The organism is Haladaptatus paucihalophilus DX253, from assembly GCF_000376445.1.
In the GTDB taxonomy this organism is placed as follows: domain Archaea; phylum Halobacteriota; class Halobacteria; order Halobacteriales; family Haladaptataceae; genus Haladaptatus; species Haladaptatus paucihalophilus.
Map to the genome: position 1 here is coordinate 156166 of NZ_AQXI01000002.1, position 21690 is coordinate 177855.

The window sequence follows — 21690 nt, forward strand, 5'->3', positions numbered from 1 at the left end:
AGTGCGTTCGATGAGTTGCTATAAAATACGGTGGCGATTAAATTTTTGTCCGTCCATTAAATAGACCACAGTATAGAAACACGAGCTATTATTATCGAATCTCAAGACAGAGGCATGTGGCATTGTGTCATGGTGTCCTGGAACATGGGTTCGATGTCGGATTCGAGCGTACATCGCCTCTCAGCCGTCTCGGGACATCTGACAACGATTCAATGGATTGTTGGGAAATCGCCGTTGAATTCGAGCGACACGTCGTCGAGCGCCGAAGATATCGTCGTCAACTGCTCGAACGGACGGCCGACGCGTAGTTCCGTGCGGTACAAAAAACGTAACAGGAGATTACATGAGCGAAATATGAGTCAAGAACAAGGAATCGTACGCGAGTTCGTAGACGAAATAGACCCCCTCGTGTTCGGGTTCGGGATTCTGACCGCGGTAACGTTCCTCGGATACGTCTTACTGGTCGGCCCGGACCAAGCAGGAACCACCATGGAAGCCATCAACGACTGGTTGTGGACCAACTTCTCGTGGTTCTACCTCTGGGCGATGCTGATATTCGTCGGCTTCACGACGTTCCTCATCTTCGGCCCGTGGGGAAAGATCAAACTCGGTCCTCCCGATGCGGAACCGAGGCACGACTTCCTCACTTATTTTGCGATGTTCTTCTCCGCCGGAATCGCCGCCGGAATCGTGTTTTGGGGTCCCGCCGAAGCCATCTTCCACTACGGGAGCGGAACCCCACTCGCGGGTGCTGACTCCCCCGCGAAGCAACGCATGCTGGGGTCGCTCCAGTACACGTTCTTCCACTGGGGCATCTCGGCGTGGGCGGCCTACCTCATCGTCGGCGTGCCCATCGGCTACTTCGCACACAAGAAGGGTGCGCCGTTCAAGTTCTCTACCGTAATCGCCCCGATTGTCGGCGTCGAGAATCTCGACGACAGCTACTTCGCGCGACTCGTCGACCTCATCGCGGTGTTCGGGACCATGGGCGGCATCGCCACGTCGCTCGGATTCATCGGCCAGCAGTTGCTGATGGGGATGGACTATCAGTTCGGGTCGGTCCGAACGCCGTCGGCGTCGGCGTCGGCGCTCCCGCTCGACATCTTCGGCGTCCAACTCGGCGACCTCGGCATCATCCTCGTCATCATCGGCGTGACCACGGTGTTCACGCTCTCCGTCATCAGCGGCGTCGAGAAGGGTATCAAGCGGCTCTCCCAACTGAACGTCATCGTGTTCGTCTCGTTGGGAGTGTTGGTCTTCTTCATCGGCATCTACAACGGGATGGCCTCGTTCGTGCTCAATCTGGGGACGCAGGCCGTCGGTCAGTACTTCAACCAGTTCATCAAAATGAGCCTGTTCACGGGCGCGGCGACCGATTCGTCGTTCCTCGGAAGTTGGACCATCTTCTACTGGGCGTGGTGGTTCTCGTGGGCACCCTTCTCGGGCATCTTCCTCGCGCGGATTTCGTACGGTCGAACCATCCGCGAAGTGACGTTCGTCGGCGTCATCGCCACGACGCTGGCCACGGTTCCGTGGTTCCTCGTCATCGGCGGGATGTCGATGCGGATGCAACAACTCGGTCAAGCGGACATCCTCGGCGTCCTCGCGAACTACGGTGGTAACGAAGCCGTCTCCGGCTATCCGTTGTTCGGAGCGCTTCCAGCGGGTGCCCTGCTGTCGGGCCTGTTTTTCCTGTTGGTCATCACGTTCTTCGTCACCTCGGCCGACTCCTCGACGCTCGGCATCGCGATGCTGACCACCGGCGGGGAGGAGAACCCCTCGGAACTCAACCGCCTCATCTGGGGCGTCCTTCAGGGGCTCGTCGCCGCCGTCCTCATCGTCATCGGCGGTACGAACGCGCTCCAACAGGCAGCCATCATCACCGGCGGACCGGTCGCCATCATCGGTCTCATCGGCGTGTACGGCATGGTGAAGGAGTTCAGCAGTTTCAAGGGACGCGTCCTCGTTCAGGAGGGGGCGTCCATCCGGGACGACGATACGCTACTCGGCGGTCGAAGTAGCAGTGGCGGCGGGACGAGTGGTGCGGCGTCCGTCCGTCCCGCCGAGAGCGACGAGGACGACTGACGTTCATTCCTTTCGAGCCGAACATAAAAATTCCGTCTTCGCGCCCCCACGTTTTTACTCGTAAATCGGAAACTCCTGACAGAGGCGGCCGACGTCACCGCGTGCCTGTTCGAGGACGGTCTCGTCGTCGGGCGCATCCAACACGTCCGCAATCGTTTCCGCGACGGTTTGCATCGCTTCCGCGTCGAATCCGCGAGTGGTAACGGCGGGTGTGCCGATTCGGATGCCGCTCGTCACCATCGGCGACCGACTCTCCCCAGGAACGGTGTTCTTGTTGACGACGATACCAACGCGGTCGAGTGCGGTTTCGGCCTCCTTTCCGGTGAGGTCCGGGTGCGAGTCACGAAGGTCGACGAGGACGAGATGTTTGTCCGTCCCGCCGGAGACGAGCGAGAATCCGCGCTCTCGAAGCACCGACGCCAGCGTTTTGGCGTTCTCGACGACCCGCGTCGCGTACTCTTCGAACTCGGGTTCGAGCGCCTCGCCGAACCCGGCCGCCTTGCCCGCGATGTTGTGCATGAGCGGACCGCCCTGTGCGCCCGGGAAGACCGCCGAATCGACGGCATCAGCGTGCTCCTCGTCGCACATGATGATGCCGCCCCGTCCCGCACGAATCGTCTTGTGCGTCGACCCGGTGACGAAATCGGCGTGCGGAACCGGATTCGAGTGTTCGCCCGCCGCGACCAACCCCGTGATGTGGGCGATGTCCGCAAGATGGTAGGCGTCCACCTCCTCGGCGACGGCGGCGAATCGCTCGAAGTCGAACTCCCGCGGATACGCCGACGAACCGCTGACGATGAGGTCGGGGTCGAACTCTCGAGCGTGGGTAGCGAACTCATCGTAATCGATGTATCCGGTTTCCGGATCGACTTCGTACTGTTCGACTTCGTACAACTGCCCGGAGAAGTTCACCGAGTGGCCGTGCGAGAGGTGGCCGCCGTGACTCAGCGAGAGGGACAGGATTCGGTCGCCGGGGTCCAACATTGCGAAGTAAACGCCCATGTTCGCCTGCGTCCCGGAGTGGGGTTGCACGTTGACGTGCTCGGCACCCCAGAGCCGTTTGGCTCGTTCGACCGCCAACTCCTCGACGGTGTTCGCGTGCTCACAGCCGCCGTAGTACCGGCCGCCGGGATAGCCTTCCGCGTACTTGTTCGTGAAGACGCTTCCCTGTGCGTTCATCACCGCCTCGGAGACGTGATTCTCCGAGGCGATCATCCCCAGCGTCGATTCCTGTCTGTCGCGCTCGTTTTCGATCGCCGCTTCGACCGTCGAATTTCTCCCTTCGAGTTGCTCCGACATGTGTGAACAGATTACATACGTTGTCCGGCGTAGTTTTTCGGGTGTCTCACGCCGGATGTTTTTGAAGGTCGGCGAGACGGATGGACTCTTCCGTCTCTGCCGTGAACGTTCGCGTTCTGCAACGTTTCCACCCGTCTTCATCACCCTGTCGTCCACCGATGACGCGGAACGAAACGATCGTCTCGAAGACGGATGTCGGCCGGATTATTTCCAAATTGCTTTTAAACATGTTACTGTTTACAGACGCGATTATATGTGGCTTTGCGTTCGTGAATAACGCGAGGTTGTATACCAAATGTCAATGGATGCCGTAGTTTACAAGGGCGAACACGAGGTCGCCGTGGAGGAAGTCGAGGAACCGGAGATAGAGAACCCCAACGACGTCATCATCGACGTCACGACGACCTGTATCTGCGGCTCCGACCTCCACATGTACGAGGGGCGGACGGCGGCCGACTCCGGCCTCGTCTTCGGGCACGAACCGATGGGCATCGTCGACGAGGTTGGGGAGGGCGTCGAATCCCTCTCGGTCGGCGATCGCGTTTCGATTCCGTTCAACGTCGCGTGTGGATTCTGCGAGAATTGCGAGAACGGGTACACGGGCTTTTGCCAGACCGTGAACGACACCGGGAGCGTACCGGCGGGTGGCGCGTACGGGTACGTCGGCATGGGTCCGTACAAGGGCGGGCAGGCGGACCGCATGCGCGTACCGTTCGCGGACTTTAACGCGCTGAAACTCCCCGACGGCGACGAACACGAGGACGCCTTCGCGTTGCTCGCGGACATCTTCCCGACGGGATGGCACGGGACGGAACTGGCGAACCTCCAACCCGGCGAGTCGGTCGCCATCTTCGGCGGCGGACCGGTCGGACTGATGGCCGCCTACAGCGCCAAAATCAAAGGCGCATCGGAGATTTACGTCGTCGACCGCGTGGAGAGCCGCCTCGACCTCGCCGAGGAACACTGCGATGCGACGCCCATCAACTTCGAAGCGGGCAACCCCGTCGAACAGATAATCGATGAACACGGCGGCGAAGTGGACAAAGGCGTCGATGCGGTCGGCTATCAGGCGGTCGACCCGGACAAACAGGCCGACGATGCGTACGACCCGGCACGGGAGAACCCCGCGGTCGTTCTCAATCAGCTGATCAGGACCGTCCGTCCCACCGGCAAACTCGGAATCATCGGGTTGTACGTCCCGGAGGACCCCGGCGCACCGGACGAGATGGCGGCACAGGGCCGTCTCGGTATCGACTTCGGAAAGCTCTTCGAGAAGGGCCAACGCCTCGGTACCGGCCAATGTAACGTCAAAGAGTACAACCGAGAACTCCGCGACCTCATCATCTCCGGCCGTGCCGACCCCAGTTTCGTGGTCTCTCACCGCGTCGGGTTGGAACAAGCTCCCGAGATGTACGACCGATTCGACGACCGCGAGGAAGGGTTCACGAAAGTGCTGCTCGAACCCTGAACCGGCGTTCGATTCCGTCGTCAAATTACTTCTCGTTCGACCGTTTTCCGCATCAATCGCCGTTTCCACCAACCGCGTTTCTTCCCGTCACGCTCGACGACGTGATGTAACTGGTATTGGTTATATTTCTCCCACAAACATGACTTCCGTAACCGCATTTAATGGTGTTTCTATACCGTGGTGAATCGTTATTCCTTTCCACCATGGAATTATTCACGATGGAATCGATTTCACTTTCCGAGGCGAAGACGCTCATCGAAGCCGCAGAACAGAGAGCGAACGAGATAGAGAATCCGATGGTGATCACGGTTGCGAACGACGAAGGGAACCTCGTCGCCCAACATCGGATGGACGACGCGTGGCTCGCGTCGGTAAACATCTCGCGGAACAAAGCCTACACGGCCGCCGCGCTGGAGATGCCGACGCACGAACTGGCCGAAGCGTCGGAACCGGGGAACTCTCTCTACGGACTCCAGACGACGGACGACAACCGAATCGTCGTCTTCGGCGGCGGTTATCCCCTCGAACGCGACGGCGAGGTCGTCGGTGCGTTCGGCGTTTCCGGCGGCGCAGTCGAACAGGACCGCGAAGTCGCCGAGGCGGGCGTCGAGGAGTGGAACCGGAATAACTGACGGGCAACCGCCGAGGCGGAGAGCGAACTTGTACTATTCGCTTTAATACCCGTGAGCTACGGCCGCGGGGCGGCCTTTTGGAGCGCCGCCTCGGCGATGTTGCCGCCGTAGTCGGCACACCGGGACAGCGAATCGATGCTCAGTCGAAGTTGCTGGGCTTGGTGTGGACCGAGGTCGCGGAGATGATCGTCGATAGCGCGGCCACGATGGTCGACTTCGGAAACCGCGTGGCGAGCCTCGTTCGCCAGCTGAACGGCGTTTTCACGGTCGTCGGCGAGGAGTGCCTCCGTGGCGGTCTCGATGATGCGTTCCGCCTCTTCGTGGAGTTCCACGACCGACGTCGATACGGGTTCGGGGACAGAATCGAGTTTGACGGAGACCTGACCGATTTTCGCCGCGTGGTCGGCGATGCGTTCGAGTTGGCGAGCGCCGGTGAAGAGGTCGAAACAGACCTCCCGCGGGATGCCGAGTTCCTCGACCGCGGCGGGCGTTCGGAGCGTCTTTCGGAACAGTCGTGACACGACGAACCACAGTCTATCGACGTCGTCGTCGCGGTCGATGACGTCCCGCGCGAGAGCGTCGTCGCGCTCGGTGAGTGCACGTATCGCGTCTTTCAACATTTCGAGGGCGATGACGTGCATCCGCCCGACCGCGTTGGTGAGCGAAAACTGGGAGGAGTCGAAGAGCACTTGGACGACGAACGTTCTGTCCCTCTCTTTTATCACCTCGAAACCGGCGAGCGTCCGCGTGGCCGTGCGGATGGCGCGCCGATCGTCGGCCGTGATACGGCTGGTTTCGACCGTGATGACGTCGTACCCGCTCACGTACATGGCGATCACAGTGCGAACGAGTTCGTCACCGCCGCAACCGGTGCCGTCGAAGTGCCCTTCGAGGGCTTCGTCGCGGTGATTCGGCGTGAGGATGAGGGTGTACTCGTCCGGGTAGATGCCGAGCGCACTACCTTCCGATACCTCGTTCTCCGTCGCCCATCCCTTCGGAAGGGAAACGGTGTACGTCGACCCGCCCGTGATCTGCACTTTCCGTGTCTCCATATCCCCATACTCACAATAGAGACTATAAAAACTTCCTAAAATATATATTCTATTGGAATATATAGATATATGGCTATATCGGATGAGATATTTTGAGACGTATTCGGTTTGGCTTTTCGTCGCATTTCGGCCATCTCTGTGGCGACTCTTCAAGAAGGAATCCCTGGGATGAATCGGTGACGTCGCGCATATTTCGGGCGAAGTTCGTTGATATAATCTGCGACGAACTATCGAATCACTGGCGTACGGTTTCCCCTCAACGGCGCACGCGTTGGGACGTAAACCGTTACGGGACCATCTGACAGCTGTGCGATGAGCGACCGATGGCTCCCATCAATTCGCTGAGTAGAACACGCTGCTCGCCGGGATTCTGTTCGTCGATATGGAATACAAATATCAACGATATAAACCTCCAAAATGGGCTGCGGTGAACCGACTCTGGTCAAGTGGTTCAAAAGCATCCGAGTGGTTCGAGACGCCGCTGACGTCTCGACATTACGAGAGAGCGAAGTTCTTTCGAACGACCAGGTGGCACTCGGTTTGTTCCGGCCTGTAGAAACAGTGGACCCATCACACCGCCATCGAACCTCCACCGTTTCTTGTAACTATCGAAGGAAACGCCGATGGATGCTCAGCGTTACAGTTCGGATGATTTTCCGTACGCGTGGCGTGATTAGCGCAGTTCGTGTGCTTTCTTCACACGTCCCAGCGGGAACACGTGGCCGACGCCACTCGCCGCCGCGTGTATCAAAACGCGCACGTCGAAGCGATGAAGATGGCTATCGGGTGCCGCTGAACGAACGCACTTGGTCCGTGTTTCGTGGCGGGGAGAGCCGCACCCTGCAACCTGCTATAGTGCAGCGAAGGCGATAAACGATTTCGGCATGCAGTTGCTGTAATTTCGTCGTCAAAAAAGCCAATCTATTCAGTTGGTGATGGTTTATCGACGAAACACGAGACTCTCGACCGACGTTCGGAAACCAACTACCCGAGACGACTTTCCCGTTTCCACGGTCGAGAGTACGACCGGCAAACCATTTCCTCCAGAGTGGAGGAACCCTCACAAACTACGGGACGCTTTTTCTCGGTTGATATAGCGTTATGAAATACATTGATTTTACATGATGCCCGTCCGGTTTCGAACTCACCGCCGACACCCGTCCATTACAGTAGTAATTCTGTAATGGAAGGCTCCGTTACGGTCGTCGTTCTCGGCGCGAGCGGAGACGAGTATCGTCAGATGAACTTCGGATGGTCCGCCTCGCGCTCCGCCATGTTGATGTTCACCTCGATGACGTTCGCCGCGTTCGTCACTTTCTCGACGATCATGTCGTGATACTCCGTTTCGTTCATCCGGTTAGTTGGACCGGAAACGCTCACCGCCCCGAGAACGCGACCGTTCCTGTCGAGTACCGGCGCGCCGATGGCTTTGAGACCCTCTATCTCCTCCTCGTCGTTGTACGCGTACCCTCGCTCTCGGATTTGTTCGAGTTCCGAATCCAGTTCCTCTCGGTCGGTGATGGTGTTTTCCGTCTTACGAACCAGTCCGTAGCGGTCGACGATGGCGTCCACGCGCTCGGGCGGGAGCGACGCGAGAATCGACTTCCCGGTCGCCGAGAAGTGGAGATAGTCCGGTTTCTGCAGTTTGCTCGTCTGATAGTTGCTCCCGACCGCTTTCTCGCCTCGCACCTTGTACAGGTTCACGCTGAGACCGTGCTGTTCGGTTGCGAGGTGGGCGTACTCCCCCGTTTCGTCGGCCAAACTTTCGATTTCGGGTTTTCCGATGCTGTACAGTTTGTTCTGGTTGCGAACGTACTCGCCGAGGAGGAGGAACTGCAACGACAGCGAGTAGGTGTTTCCCTCCTGGACGACGAACTTGTTCTCCCGAAGCGTCGTGAGGTGATTGTAGACGGCACTTTTCGACATCCCGAGATGGTCGGCGAGCTCCGTGACGCGCGCGCCGTCCAACTCCTCCAGCGCCTGAATCACGTCGAACGCCCGCGTGACCGTCTTTAGGGTCCGCGACGAGCCGGTTTCGGTGGAATCTGCCATGCTAACCGATACCAAATAGAGCGATAAAAGCGTTTGTATATGGAGCAAAGATTTCCGAGGCTTCGAACCGATAGCCGTCGTCGGGGTCGAAATCGACAGACGACCCGTCCGATTCTCGAAGCCCTCAATTTCGGCTCGAACGGCCGATATCGGTGTCACGGCAGCTCATCATTTTTGAGCTTGCGTTCAAAATACGTGCAAATTGACTGTGGACATTTAGGCCGTTCACGAGTTGTGTTACCCATTATCTGAAACGGATAATGCTATCCGGTCGAAAATGCGCGTTTCACGCCCTGTATGGTTAATGATGAAGCTAGCTCCTGTTCTCAATAGGTATAACGACCGAAGCGACGAGAGAAGGGACAGAAATCGGTCGAAAATCGCTGAATCAAGGGCTGTTGTGTGGACAAAGCGTACTTCGCCGCGGAGGATATTCAAACGAGAATCCCGCTGATGACGAGCTGAAACGCTCGATTCTCGGTCTTCTAGCCAAGAACAGTCCGATTTGCTCGTTCGAGAACGCCGTTATTCGTCAGCGTCGGCGAGTCGCGTTAGCGCACCCGCGAGGACGCGCGTCGATGCGGCACAATCCTCCCACTCGGTCCACTCCAGCGGATTGTGTGAAATGCCGTCACGTGACGGGGCGAAAAGTAGGCCTGCATCCGTGACATTCGCAACGTGCATGGTGTCGTGGGCGGCACCCGAGTGCAGGGACAACGTGTCGATGTTCGCGGTCTCCCCGGCGGCTTCCAGCGCGGTGCGACACCGGTCGCTCATCGGAACGGGGTGGCGGTTCCACGGCCGCTCGAACGCAGTCGTCACGTCGCGCTCGGTTTCGATGCGGTCGAGGCTCCGCTTCGCTCGGTCCACGACGTACTCGATGGACTCCTGTTCGATGTCGCGGACATCGAGGGTCAGTTCCGCCCGTCCCGGAATGACGTTCGGTGCGCCCGGTCCCACGTCGAGTTTGCCGACGGTGGCGACCGCCGTGTCCGATTCGGCTTCGACGCGCTCACGCGCGGCGCGTTCGACGTCGAGAACGAACTCGCTCGCCCCCGCAAGGGCGTCCGACCGGTCGTCCATCAGCGTCGATCCCGCGTGGTTCGCTTCGCCGGTGATTTCGATGGCACACCGGGAGAGTCCCGTTATCGTCGTCACGATTCCGGCGGGGATACCCGCGTCTTCGAGGCGCTCGCTCTGTTCGATGTGGAGTTCGAGCCACGCGTGCCACTCGTCGGCGGCCACGCGCCCCTCGCCGAGAAAGCCGATGTCGTCGAGGGCGGCTTCGAGCGTCACGCCGGATTCGTCTTCGAGCGCGAGCGCCGTTTCGAGGCTCATCTCCCCGGCGGCGACGGCGGAACCGAGCAACCCGCCGTCGAACCGCTGGCCCTCCTCCTCGGTGAAACAGACGACCTCGACCGGCCGCGCCGGTTCGACGCCCGCGTCTTGCATCGCCCGAACCGCTTCCAGCGCGGAGTAGACACCGAGCGGGCCGTCGAAGATGCCGCCCTCCGGGACCGAATCGAGGTGGCTCCCGGCGGCGACCGCGGCCGCGTCGAGGTCCGCGCTCTCGGGCGTCCACCGGCCGACGATGTTTCCAACGCCGTCCACGCGAACGTCGAGACCGGCGTCCCGCAATCGCTCGCAAAAATACTCTCTTGCCTCCCTGTCCGCCTCGGTTCCGGTGAGGACGGTTCGACCGTGACCGTTTTCGACCGCGACCGACCCGAACGCCGCGTTGGCCTCGATGTCACGTCGTAGCCGTTGCTCGCGTACCTGCATGCGTACCAAGGCAACGTGGCCCACCCGCCTATTTGACTGTTTCCCAATCAGGCATTCGACTTACAGGTTTGACGCCCGGTTTCACTTCAGAAATCCAACTATCGTGTCGGTTTTTTCATAATCTTTATCACGGACGGTTGAGTGCGCTATTCTATGCCAAGCGATAGCAATAGCCGCAAGAATGAAAATAATAGCGATACGGCCGGTCACGGACGCGTCGACCGCCGGGCGTTCCTCGCCGCGACGGCGGCCGGTGTTCCCGTCGCGCTCGCCGGCTGTCTCGGTGGCGGCGACTCGGACGACTCCGGCGGCGGAAACGGGGACGGAAACGCGAAGATGGGCGGCACGCTCCAGTGGGGCGGTGCCGTGCCCGTGCAGGGACTCGACCCTCACCTCGAAAGCGCAGCCGCGACCAACCGCGTGCTCGAAAACATCACCGAGCCCCTCATCCGGTTGGCTCCCGACTACTCGCTGAAACCCCATCTCGCGAAGGACTGGACGACCTCCGACGACAACACGAAACTGGAGTTCACCCTCCAGAAGGGAGTGAAATTCCACGACGGCAGCGAGATGACGTCCAAAGACGTTCTCGCGACCTACAAGCGGATTGCGAACGGCGAGTACCTCGCCACCGGGTTCTTCGACTTCGTGGACTCGATGGACAACCCCGACGACCAGACGTTCGTCGTGCAGTTGTCCGAACCGTTCGCGCCGTTCCTCTCGCGGATGTCGACCGGGGAGATGCACATCGTCCCCGAGAAACAAGCACAGAAGAAGAAGATCAAGGAACCCATCGGAACGGGGCCGTACCAGTTCGAGAGCCACGAGGTGGAGACGTCGTTCACGATGACGAAGTTCGACGACTACTGGAACGCCAACGACGAGAACGGGCCCTTCCTCGACAAAATCGTCAAGAGCGAGATTACGGACCCCAACGTTCGACTGCAGTCGTTCCGCGCGGGCGAGTACGATTTCGTCAACGGCGTCCCGCCGAAGGACGTCGAATCGCTCAAGAACGATTCGTCCGTCCGCTTCGAAAAGCAGTTCCCGAAGGCGCTCGTCTACCTCGGGTTGAACTGCAACAAGAAGCCGTTCGACGACAAACACGCCCGCCTCGCGCTCGATTACGCGCTCGACAAGGAGAAGATCAGCGAGGCGGCGCTCTACGGCACCGGCAAGACGACGGCGACGCCCGCCGCGCCCGGCAGCAAGTGGGTGAACCCCGACATCAAACCGCGTCCGCGTGACCTCGACAAGGCCAGAGAACACCTGAAGAAGGCGGGCATGCCCGACGGATTCTCGGTTTCGTTCAAGATTCCGCAATCCTACCCGACGCAGGTGCAGGGTGCGAAGGTCATCTCGGACCAAGCGTCCGAGGTCGGCATCAACCTCAACATCCAGAAAATCACGTGGAGTACGTGGCTCTCTGACGTCTACAGCAAGCAGAACTTCGAGGCGACGACCAGTTCGTACCTCGCGCTGACCTACCCGGACGTGTCGTTCTACAAGTTCCTCCACCCCGACGGCGCGTTCTTCTTCACCGGCTGGAACAACGACGAATACAACAAACTCGTCGAGAAGGCCCGCCACATGTACGACGAGGACAAGCGCGCCGAACTGTACCACGAGGCGACCGAAATCCTCCACGAGGACCGCGCGGGGCACCTCCTGCTCTGGTGGCAGGCGAACCTGTACGCCGGTTCGACCGACTACAAAGGAAAAATCGGCACGCCGGACGGCTCGACGCTTCGGTTCGACGACAACTGGCTCGACGGATAACTCGGTGACCCACCATGTCAATGTCTAATTATCTACTGAGGCGGTTGGGGTTCATGGTGCTAACCCTCCTGTTCGTGACGATGATCACGTTCATCGTGACGACGATTCTTCCGGGGGACGTCGCGTTGCTCATCCTCGGGCCGAACGCCACCGACAAGTCGATTCAGGCGCTCCAAGCACAGATGGGGCTCGACAAGCCGTTGTACGTCCAATACGTGGACTGGGTGTTCGGACTCGTTCAGGGCGACATGGGAACGTCGCTCCGCTTCGGCGACCCGGTCATGGCGCTCATCATGGAGAAACTCCCGAAGTCGCTCCTCCTCGCCGGAGCGGCGACGCTCATCGCGGTCGTCTTGGCGCTGCCGCTCGGCGTCATCGCCGCGGTGAAACAGAACGAGCTTCCGGACCTGTTCGCGTCGATGTTCGGGTTCATCGGCGTCTCCATCCCCATCTTCCTGTGGGGGCTGGTGTTCATCCTCGTCTTCGCCGTCTGGCTGAACATCTTCCCGACGGGGGGCTACGTCCCGCCGAGCGAGGACCCGGTGGGAACGCTGACCCACCTCGTCCTCCCGGCGTCGGCGATGGGATTCGCCCTCACCGCCTACATCATGCGGATGACCCGCTCGTCGATGCTCGAAGTCATGTCCGAAGAGTACATCAAACTGGCGCGCTCGAAGGGGATGACCCAGCGGGTCATCGTCCTCAAGCACGCGCTCCGGAACGCCATCATCCCAGTCATCACGGTCATCGCGTTCCAGTTCAGCTACGCGTTCGGCGGCGTCGTCGTGCTGGAACAGGTATTCTTCTGGCCGGGTATCGGCAGGCTGACGCTGACCGCCATCCAGAGTCGCGACATCCCCCTGTTGCAGGGCTGTATCGTCGTCGTCGCGCTGATGTACATGCTCTCGAACCTCGCGGCCGACATCCTCTACGGCTACTTCGACCCGCGGATTCGCTACGGAGGTGACGAATAATGGCGACCTCGACGTCGAACTCGAATTCGACGGCCACGTCCGCGCGGATAGAACGCTTCCAGCGATTCGCGCGGCAGTTCAGGAACAACACCAAGGCGATGATAGGCCTCGTCATCGTCGTCTCCCTCGTCGTGGTGGCGATTTTCGCGCCGTTCATCGCGCCGTACTCGATTTCACACACGTCGGTCGCCGACCGAACGCAATCGCCGTCGATGGACCACCCGTTCGGAACCGACGACCTCGGCCGTGACATCTTCAGCCGCGTCGTGATGGGCAGTCGGATTTCGCTGAAAGTCGGCTTCGGTGCCATCACCGGCGCGCTCCTCATCGGAACGATAATCGGACTGGTGTCCGGGTACTACGGCGGCATCATCGACGAGTTGCTGATGCGGTTCATGGACGCCGCGATGTCCTTCCCGCCCATCCTGCTCGCGTTGACGTTGATGGTCGTCCTCGGCCCCGAACTCACGAACGTCATCATCGCGCTGGCGTTCGTCTACACGCCGTACATCGCTCGCGTCGCCCGGAGCGCGACGCTCTCGGAGCGAAACGAGGCGTACGTCGAGTCGGCCATCGCCCGCGGCGAGAGCAATTCGCACATCATCTTCCGCGAGGTGCTGCCGAACTGTTCGGCCCCGCTGCTCGTGCAGGGGTCGCTGAACATCGCCTTCGCCATGCTCGCGGAGGCGAGCCTGTCGTTCCTCGGCCTCGGCGCGCAACCGCCGACGCCGTCGTGGGGACTGATGATAAACAACGGGAGCGGGTTCATGCAAACCGCGCCGTGGATCATCATCTTCCCCGGTATCGCCATCGCCGTCACCGTCATCGGGTTCAACCTGCTCGGCGACGGCCTGAGAGACGTGCTCGACCCCAAGGTGGATTCGATAGAATGAACGGAAACGACGCGGACGGCGGGTCCGCTCCCCTCCTCGACGTTCGAGACCTCAGGACGGAGTTCCTGACGGAGGACGGGACGGTCGTCGCCGCCAACGACGTATCGTTCGCCCTCGATTCGGGCGAGACAATGGGCTTGGTCGGCGAAAGCGGGGCCGGAAAGAGCGTCACCGCGCGCTCGCTGCTCCAACTCGTCGATAGCCCCGGCGAAATCACCGGCGGGGAAGTCGTCTTCGACGGCGTGGACCTGTTGGGACTCTCCGAACCCGAGATGCGGTCCGTTCGCGGGAACAAAGTCGCGCTCATCCCGCAGGACCCCATGTCGTCGCTGAATCCGGTGCTCACGGTCGGCGAACAGATCGTCGAGACGATACTGCACCATCAGGGCGGCAACCGCGAGTCGGCGCGCGAACAGGCCATCGAGGTCATGCGCGACGTGGAAATCCCGGACGCGGCCGAGCGGTTCGGCGACTACCCGCACGAGTTCTCGGGCGGGATGCGCCAGCGCGTGCTCATCGCCATCGGCCTCTCCTGCAAGCCGGACCTGATAATCGCGGACGAGCCGACGACGGCGCTCGACGTGACGACGCAGGCGAAAATCCTCGACCTCCTGAACGAACTCCAGGAGGAAAAGGGGATGGCCATCCTGATGATAACGCACAACCTCGGCGTCGTCGCCCAGACGTGCGACCACGTCGGCGTGATGTACGCGGGGAACCTCGTGGAGACGGCGGAACTCGACGAACTGTTCGACAATCCCCAGCATCCGTACACGCGCGGTCTCATCGACTCGATTCCGCAGACGGACGTGGAGTACGACGACCTACCGACGCTGGCCGGGTCGATGCCGGACCTCACCGACCTGCCCAGCGGCTGTAACTTCGCACCCCGGTGTGAGTACGCGACCGAGGCCTGTCGGACCGGCGGCAATCCCCGGCTCGAACCGGCCGCGGGAACGACGTCGCGTGCGGCGTGTATCCGCACGGACGAAATCGACCTCAGGCAGGGGTACACCCCCGACGAATCGAGCGGCGAGCGAAAACGCATCGACCGGAGCGGCGAACCGCTGTTCGCGGTGAAAAACCTGAAAAAGCACTTCCCGTCCGGCGACGGGTTCTTCGGTGATCTCACGCTCACGCGCTCGGACGGCGGTATGCCGACGCTCGAACGGCGGGCCGTCAAGGCGGTCGACGGCATCGACTTCGAGATTTATCAGGGCGAGACGGTCGGTCTCGTCGGCGAGAGCGGGTGTGGCAAATCGACCGTCGCGCGCACGGCGCTCAAACTCCTCGAACCGACCGACGGCGAGGTGTACTTCGAGGGGCAACCCATCCACGAGATGAGCGGGTCGGAGGTGCGGAGCCTCCGCCGCGAGATGCAGATGATATTCCAAGACCCGCAGAGTTCGCTCAATCCGCGAAAGACCGTGGGTCAAATCATCGGCCGAGCGATGGAGAAACACGACATCGCGACCGGCGAGGAGAAACGGGAGCGAACCCGCGAGTTGCTGACGCGCGTCGGCCTCTCGCCCGACGCGCTCCACAAGTATCCCCACCAGTTCTCGGGCGGGCAACAACAGCGCATCGCCATCGCGCACGCGCTCGCCGTGGAACCGAAACTCATCGTCTGTGACGAACCGGTGTCCGCACTGGACGTGTCCGTACAGGCACAGATTCTGAACCTGCTCGACGAGATTCAGGCGGAGTACGGGCTGTCGTACCTGTTCATCTCACACAACATCGGCGTCGTCCGACACATCTGTGACCGCATCGCCGTGATGTACCTCGGCAAGATAGCCGAGTTCGGCACGGTCGAACAGGTGTTCTCGGCCCCGTTCCACCCCTACACCGAGAGCCTGCTTTCGGCGGTTCCGCACGCCAATCCGTCGCGGAAGACCGACCGCATCCTGCTCGAGGGGAGCGTGCCGAGTCCGCTGAACCCGCCGTCCGGGTGCCCGTTCCAGACTCGGTGTCCGAAGAAAATCGGCGACGTCTGTGAACAAACCGAACCGACGCTGGAGGAAAAAGAGGGAGACAGCGGTCACCAAATCTCCTGTCACCTCTCCGTCGGGGAGATGAGCGAACGACGGTCGTTCGTCGAGACGGCGGAATCGACGTCCGACGACTGACCCGTTTCGACGTCAGGCCACTCTGCCGTCCGTCGTCGATTTCTTTTATTGTCGCCATAACTACTTCAATAGTTTAAATACTGCACGGGATCGCGTGCTCGGAACCAGATTGCCAAAGTCGGGAATTCCATTGAAGTGGGTGGACGTGGAAGTGGTGCCGGGGGATATTCATGCAAGCGTACGTGATGCGTTCCATCGGCGAAACCGACGTTATCGAGAAGGACGAACCGGAAGCGGGACCGAACGACGCCATCGTTCGGCCGACGAAGGGGCTGGTGTGTACCTCCGACGTGCACACCGTCGGCGGGGCAATCGGCGAACGCGAGGACATCACGCTCGGCCACGAGGCCGTTGGTGTGGTCGAATCGGTCGGGAGCGAGATCGAGCAATTCGAACCCGGCGACCGCGTCGCCGTCGGCGCTATCACCCCGGATTGGGGGTCGCCGGCCGCACAGGACGGGCATCCGTCGCAATCGAACGAGGCGCTCGGCGGGTGGAAGTTCGCCAACGTCAAGGACGGCGTGTTCGCCGAGTTCTTTCACGTGAACGAGGCCGACGCGAACATGGCTCACATCCCGTCCGGCGTCAGCGACGAGGCCGCGGTGTACGTCACGGACATGATGAGCACCGGCTTCGGCGCGGCCGAGCGGGCGGATATTCCAATCGGCGGGACGGTCGCGGTCTTCGCCCAAGGGCCGGTCGGGTTGATGGCAACGAAGGGGGCGGCGCTCCGCGGTGCGGGGCAGGTCATCGCCGTCGAAAGCGTTCCAAAGCGCCAAGAACTCGCCGAATTCTACGGCGCCGACGAGGTGGTCGATTACACCGAGGTCGAAACCGTCGACGCCATCATGGATCTGACCGACGGGGAGGGCGTAGACGCCGCCATCGAAGCGCTGGGGTCGAACGCCACGTTCAAACAGTGTATCGAAGTCACCAAACCCGGCGGCGTCATCTCCAACGTCGGCTACCACGGCGAAGGGGAGTTCGTGGACATCCCGCGGGACGCGTGGGGGGTCGGTATGGCCGAAAAGGACATCGTGACGTCGCTCTGTCCCGGCGGTCGCCTCCGGCTCCGCCGCCTGCTTCGATTGCTCGATGAGGGCAAGGTGGACCCGACGCGGATGACGACCCATCGGTTCGACTTCGAGGACATCGACGAGGCGTTTCAGCTCATGGACACGAAAGAGGAAGGGATCATCAAACCTCTCATCGACTTCAGCTGAAGCGCTCGACGCGGAATTCCGCGCTGAACGCTCACTCTTTTCGGAGTCACCGCGGGGACGGGACGGAAAAATTATGTGTCCGTTGTTCTTCGGGAGCGATAGACCATGCAACGACGCGACCTGCTTCGCACCGGCGGTTTATTCGTCTGTGGCGGTATGACGGCCCTTTCCGGCTGTAGCGGTGTCGTCTCGAAACTCACGGGGTCCCTCGAAGTGACGACCACCGACTCGCGGGTCACGGGATTCGGAAACGTCGTCGTCACCGCGAGCGTGCGCAACGATTCGGACGAGACGAAATCGGGCACGCTCTGGGCGCAAGTGAAAGTCGATGGCGGCAGCACGTACGAGGAATCGGAAAACGTGATCGTCCCGGCGCACACCGAAAAGGAGTATCAAATCAGACTCGATATCGACTTCGGCGAATCGCTGTCCGCGGACCGGTATTCGTACAAGGCGTGGCTCGAATCGGACTGACGAGCGGTCGAGGCGACGCCGGTGGTCACGGCTCCCAGTCTACGAGTCGGACTCGTCTCCGCCGTCGGCGTCGGAAGCGCCGTCCTCGTCCGTCGCCGCGGTTTCGTCGAGTTCGTCCGTCTCCTCCTCCGTCGTGGACCGCACCTCGTCGATATCGACGTCCGTGCCGAGTTTCTCCTCGTCGATGGCGGATTCGAGCGTCTCGCGGTCCGTTATCGCGTCGATTCCCTTCTCGTCCACCGCCGACTGAATCGTCCCGGCGTCGATGGCTCCGCTGACGTCCTTTCGTTCGACCGCCGCTTTGACCGCGCGTCGGACCGCGATGTAGCCGACCGCGCCCGCGCTACCGGCCATCACCGCGCCCGGTATCCCGTATCGTTTGTAGCCGAACTTCGCCGCCTTCTTGCCGATTGTGAGTGGGCCGAGTCCGAACATCGTGTTTGGACACTGCCGCCGAACCCGTCTAAGGCTTGAGCCTGCATGCTCAACGAAACGACCCTCTTCACTCGACGTCCGTCCCCTTCGCGTCGTCGACGGAACGTACCGAATCGCGGTTCGTCCAGATTAGTAAAATCGTGATTAGTAAAATCGTGATTTAGATAATCGCCAGCATTATCTACCGTCGTCTCGAAATCGACGCATGAACCCACCGCGTTTCGTCAACCGCGAGCAAGAGCTCGATACGTTGCAGTCTCGGTTTCGAAGCGACACCGCCGACCTGATCGTCATCTACGGTCGCCGACGACTCGGGAAGAGCGCACTCGTCCGCGAGGCGATACGAGATACTGACGACGCCGTTTACTGGCAGGCAACAGAGGAGACGCCGGAGGTGCAACTCGCTAACTTCGTCGAGACGGCGAGTGAGACGTTTCCCCTCTTAGACGACATCCAACGTGACTGGGAGGCCCTGCTGCGTGCGCTCGGTCGGGAGAACGCGGTCGTCGTCCTCGACGAGTTTCCGTATCTCGTCCAGTCGGACGAAGCGCTTCCATCGAAGATCCAGCGCGTCTGGGATTTACACCTCGAAGACACGGCGATGACGCTCGTCCTCGTCGGATCGTCGATCAGCGTTATGGAGGAGAAGGTCCTCGGCGGAGGGAGTCCCTTGTACGGTCGGCGCACGGCGGCAATCGACCTCCCGCCGCTCTCGCTGGAGAACGCACGCCGATTCTATCCCACGGACGATCCGGATACGATACTTCGATATCGGGGCGTCTTCGGTGGAACACCGTATTACTTGCGAGCACTCACCCCCTCCGCATCGCTTCCTGCAAACATCCAGTCCCACGTGCTCTCGGAACACGGCGTTCTCCACAACGAGCCGGAGTTCCTGCTCCGGACGGAGTTCGGAATCCGAGAACCGCAGACGTACTACACCATTCTCCGGGCGATAGCGACCGGAAAGCGTGAAGCAAACGAGATCGCAAACTTCGCGGGCGTCGATTCGAACACGCTCGGATCGTATCTCTCGAAACTTCGTCGCCTCCGATTGGTCGAGCGAGATATCCCGGTGACGGCCGACCCCAACGCGACACGCAAGAGCCGATATCGACTGAACGAACCGCTCTTCCGGTTCTGGTTTCGGTACGTCTACGGTCAGGAAGGAACGCTCGTTCAACTCGGTGATGACGCGTACGAGCGGTCGGTCGAGCCGTCGTTCTCCGATTACATGGGGTCGATGTTCGAGATCATCTGCCAGGAAGCACTTCCGTCGCTAATTCCGAAGGCGTACCAAGGAATCGGATACTGGTGGCATCGGCAGCACGAACTCGATGTCGTCGGTCTCGGAAGCGATGGCACGCTCGTCGCCGGTGAATGTAAGTACACGTCTCGGGAGATGAACGAAGGTGATCTGGCGGACTTAGAGCGGAGTGCGGCGCAGGTTCGCTGGACGCCGGAAAACGGCACCGAACCGGCGTACCACTACTGCTGTTTCTGTCGCTCCGGGTTTTCGGACGGACTTCGAGCCACTGCCGACGAGCGTGACGACGTTTCGCTGTTCACACCCGCCGAAATCGTTTCGTAGGTCTCGATTCGGAACTCCTCGCGTATCATCGAAACCAAATTCTCCCCCATCGGTTTCCGAGGGACCCTTTCCCCACCGCCGCGACGCGGTGCACGGAACACGGAAAAGGGTGCGACCCGTAGTTCGGCCCGACGCGATGACACGGACGCTCACGCTCCCGAACGGAGAGGAGGTAACCGAGGACGACATCATCCTCTACGACGGCTATCCGTACCGGCTCCGGTTCGTGGACGACGACGAGTACGAGTTCGAACTCTCGCCTCTGTACTGGGGGAACAGCGGAATGGACGTCCCGTTCCCCGACCGGGAGGCGCTGGTCGAACAGTGGGAAGGCGACTCCCGAGGCACGCTCACGGACGAGGAGTGGAACGGGTGGCTCCGCGAGGCGCGCCACAACCCGAAGTTCTCCGACGACGAACTCGACGAACTCGCCCGCGAACTCGGCACGAACGACGGCCTACTCGACCGCCTCCGTCGGCTGTTCGGACGGTGATGCGGGCGGTAGCTGCGGACGACACCGTGTTCAACCGGTTCGGACTTCCGGGGTAGTCACCGTTATGCGTGCCGGTTCGTAAACACGGACATGGACCTATCGCTCGTCGACCTCGCACCGATACCGGAGGGCGGAACGGCGACGGAAGCGTTCGAGAACACGATAGAGCGCGCCCGTCACGCCGAGGAACTCGGCTACTCCCGCTTCTGGGTCGCCGAACACCACGATTTTACCGACCGGTTGGCAAGCACGACCCCCGAAGTGTTGATGGGCAATCTCGCCGCCCACACCTCGGACATCCGCATCGGGTCGGGGACGGTGTTGCTCAACCACTACAGCCCGTACAAGGTGGCCGAGTCGTTCGGCGTGCTCGACGCCCTCGCTCCCGGCCGTATCGATTGCGGACTGGGGAGAGCGACGGGCAACCCCGTCTCTGACTTCGCGTTACAGGACGACCGGAGCGAACGACAGCAACCGACCGACCACGCCGGGAAGATAGAGGAGGTCGCCGCGCACCTCTACGACGGGTTCGACGACGACCACCGGTTCAGCGAGCTCTCGCTGTCGCGGTCCCGCGAGAGCATCCCCGACGTGTGGGTACTCGGCTCCAGTCCGTCGAGCGCCGCCATCGCGGGTGATTTAGGGCTTCGATACTGCTTCGCGGCGTTCATCCGACCCAAACCCGCCGTGCGGGCGTTCGAGGTGTACCGGGACCACTTCCAACCGTCCGACATGGGCGCTGGCCCGGACGAACCGCACGGCATGCTCGCAGCGAACGTCACCTGCGCCGAGACGGACGAGGAGGCCGCGCGACTTCGTTCGGTCCCCGAAGCGAACCGCCAGCGGTTGCGTCGCGGGCAGATAGACCGCCCGCCGATTCACTCGGTCGAGACGGCCATCGACGAACTCGGGCACGTCCCGGACCCGACGCCGAGCACCCTCGCTCCGGGCGACTGGCCCCGCCAAGTCTCGGGGAGTCCCGAGACGGTCCGCGACCTGTTGGACCAGATGGCGGCCCAGACCGGCGTCGATGAAATCATCGTCCAGAACCAGTTCGCCGACCCCGAGGACGAACTCCGGTCGCACGAACTGCTCGCCGAGGCGGCGGATTTGACCCCTCGGTAAGCCGAGCGCCGCACTCCCTCGACAAGCCGGCCGCCGGACACACCTAACTTCCGGTGAGCAGGCGAAGCGCGACGCCGATGAGGATTACGATGACGCCGAGCGCCGTCGCCACCGGCGGGATGGGGACGAACAGGAGGACGATGCCAGCGAGGAGGACTATCGTCGAGGCTCGTACCATACGAACGGGCACCACCCGCCGTCTGT

At 61.2% G+C, this 21690-nt stretch carries 18 protein-coding genes; 12 read left to right on the plus strand and 6 right to left on the minus strand.

What is annotated here, in order from left to right:
• The first annotated feature begins 354 nt into the window (after nucleotides 1-354).
• The gene (locus B208_RS0116975) at nucleotides 355-2085 is read left to right on the plus strand and encodes a BCCT family transporter (protein WP_007983344.1); all 1731 of its coding nucleotides are present in this window, start codon (nucleotides 355-357) and stop codon (nucleotides 2083-2085) included.
• 54 nt (nucleotides 2086-2139) lie between these two features.
• On the opposite strand, the gene glyA is transcribed toward B208_RS0116975, so the two are convergent.
• Nucleotides 2140-3384 (minus strand): serine hydroxymethyltransferase, encoded by a 1245-nt coding sequence (glyA, locus tag B208_RS0116980; protein WP_007983345.1) that lies wholly within the window; start codon nucleotides 3382-3384, stop codon nucleotides 2140-2142.
• Between the two features lie 301 nt (nucleotides 3385-3685).
• Here glyA and B208_RS0116990 point away from each other — a divergent pair, with 301 nt between their 5' ends.
• A complete protein-coding gene (locus B208_RS0116990; RefSeq protein WP_018129010.1) occupies nucleotides 3686-4852 on the plus strand; it encodes a glutathione-independent formaldehyde dehydrogenase in 1167 nt (388 codons plus the stop codon).
• 203 nt (nucleotides 4853-5055) lie between these two features.
• Entirely contained in the window at nucleotides 5056-5484 is a 429-nt protein-coding gene (locus B208_RS0116995; protein ID WP_007983351.1) for a GlcG/HbpS family heme-binding protein, read from the plus strand.
• Nucleotides 5485-5540: 56 nt separating this feature from the next.
• On the opposite strand, the gene B208_RS0117000 is transcribed toward B208_RS0116995, so the two are convergent.
• The 3 genes from B208_RS0117000 to B208_RS0117010 form a co-directional block, all read right to left on the minus strand.
• Nucleotides 5541-6536: a phosphate uptake regulator PhoU gene (locus B208_RS0117000; RefSeq protein ID WP_007983354.1), complete on the minus strand. Its 996-nt coding sequence runs from the start codon at nucleotides 6534-6536 to the stop codon at nucleotides 5541-5543.
• Between the two features lie 1236 nt (nucleotides 6537-7772).
• Nucleotides 7773-8588, minus strand: a complete 816-nt coding sequence (locus tag B208_RS0117005; protein ID WP_007983356.1) for an IclR family transcriptional regulator — start codon at nucleotides 8586-8588, stop codon at nucleotides 7773-7775.
• A gap of 525 nt (nucleotides 8589-9113) precedes the next feature.
• A complete protein-coding gene (locus tag B208_RS0117010) occupies nucleotides 9114-10370 on the minus strand; it encodes a Zn-dependent hydrolase (RefSeq protein WP_007983358.1) in 1257 nt (418 codons plus the stop codon).
• Nucleotides 10371-10523: 153 nt separating this feature from the next.
• Here B208_RS0117010 and B208_RS0117015 point away from each other — a divergent pair, with 153 nt between their 5' ends.
• From B208_RS0117015 to B208_RS0117040, 6 genes are all read left to right on the plus strand, one after another.
• On the plus strand, nucleotides 10524-12149 hold the full coding sequence (locus B208_RS0117015) for an ABC transporter substrate-binding protein (protein ID WP_007983360.1): 1626 nt from the start codon (nucleotides 10524-10526) through the stop codon (nucleotides 12147-12149).
• A gap of 14 nt (nucleotides 12150-12163) precedes the next feature.
• Nucleotides 12164-13123 carry an ABC transporter permease gene (locus B208_RS0117020; protein WP_026177911.1) on the plus strand — a complete coding sequence of 320 codons (960 nt, stop codon included), beginning with the start codon at nucleotides 12164-12166 and terminating at the stop codon, nucleotides 13121-13123.
• Nucleotides 13123-14016 (plus strand): ABC transporter permease, encoded by an 894-nt coding sequence (locus tag B208_RS0117025; protein WP_007983363.1) that lies wholly within the window; start codon nucleotides 13123-13125, stop codon nucleotides 14014-14016. Before B208_RS0117020 ends, B208_RS0117025 begins: the two co-directional genes overlap by 1 nt.
• Complete coding sequence (locus B208_RS0117030; protein ID WP_007983365.1) at nucleotides 14013-16145, plus strand: dipeptide ABC transporter ATP-binding protein; 2133 nt, start codon at nucleotides 14013-14015, stop codon at nucleotides 16143-16145. Before B208_RS0117025 ends, B208_RS0117030 begins: the two co-directional genes overlap by 4 nt.
• Before the next feature lie 170 nt (nucleotides 16146-16315).
• Nucleotides 16316-17368 (plus strand): NAD(P)-dependent alcohol dehydrogenase, encoded by a 1053-nt coding sequence (locus tag B208_RS0117035; RefSeq protein WP_007983367.1) that lies wholly within the window; start codon nucleotides 16316-16318, stop codon nucleotides 17366-17368.
• Between the two features lie 105 nt (nucleotides 17369-17473).
• A complete protein-coding gene (locus B208_RS0117040; RefSeq protein WP_007983369.1) occupies nucleotides 17474-17842 on the plus strand; it encodes a hypothetical protein in 369 nt (122 codons plus the stop codon).
• Nucleotides 17843-17881: 39 nt separating this feature from the next.
• Here B208_RS0117040 and B208_RS0117045 read toward each other — a convergent pair whose 3' ends face one another.
• Complete coding sequence (locus tag B208_RS0117045) at nucleotides 17882-18277, minus strand: hypothetical protein (RefSeq protein ID WP_007983371.1); 396 nt, start codon at nucleotides 18275-18277, stop codon at nucleotides 17882-17884.
• 205 nt (nucleotides 18278-18482) lie between these two features.
• Between B208_RS0117045 and B208_RS0117050 the strand changes: the two genes are divergently transcribed.
• From B208_RS0117050 to B208_RS0117060, 3 genes are all read left to right on the plus strand, one after another.
• Nucleotides 18483-19868: an ATP-binding protein gene (locus tag B208_RS0117050; protein ID WP_007983372.1), complete on the plus strand. Its 1386-nt coding sequence runs from the start codon at nucleotides 18483-18485 to the stop codon at nucleotides 19866-19868.
• 136 nt (nucleotides 19869-20004) lie between these two features.
• A complete protein-coding gene (locus B208_RS0117055; protein ID WP_007983374.1) occupies nucleotides 20005-20361 on the plus strand; it encodes a hypothetical protein in 357 nt (118 codons plus the stop codon).
• Between the two features lie 90 nt (nucleotides 20362-20451).
• Nucleotides 20452-21486 (plus strand): LLM class flavin-dependent oxidoreductase, encoded by a 1035-nt coding sequence (locus B208_RS0117060; RefSeq protein WP_007983376.1) that lies wholly within the window; start codon nucleotides 20452-20454, stop codon nucleotides 21484-21486.
• A 43-nt stretch (nucleotides 21487-21529) separates the two neighbouring features.
• Here B208_RS0117060 and B208_RS0117065 read toward each other — a convergent pair whose 3' ends face one another.
• A complete protein-coding gene (locus B208_RS0117065; protein WP_007983378.1) occupies nucleotides 21530-21664 on the minus strand; it encodes a hypothetical protein in 135 nt (44 codons plus the stop codon).
• Nucleotides 21665-21690 lie beyond the last annotated feature (26 nt).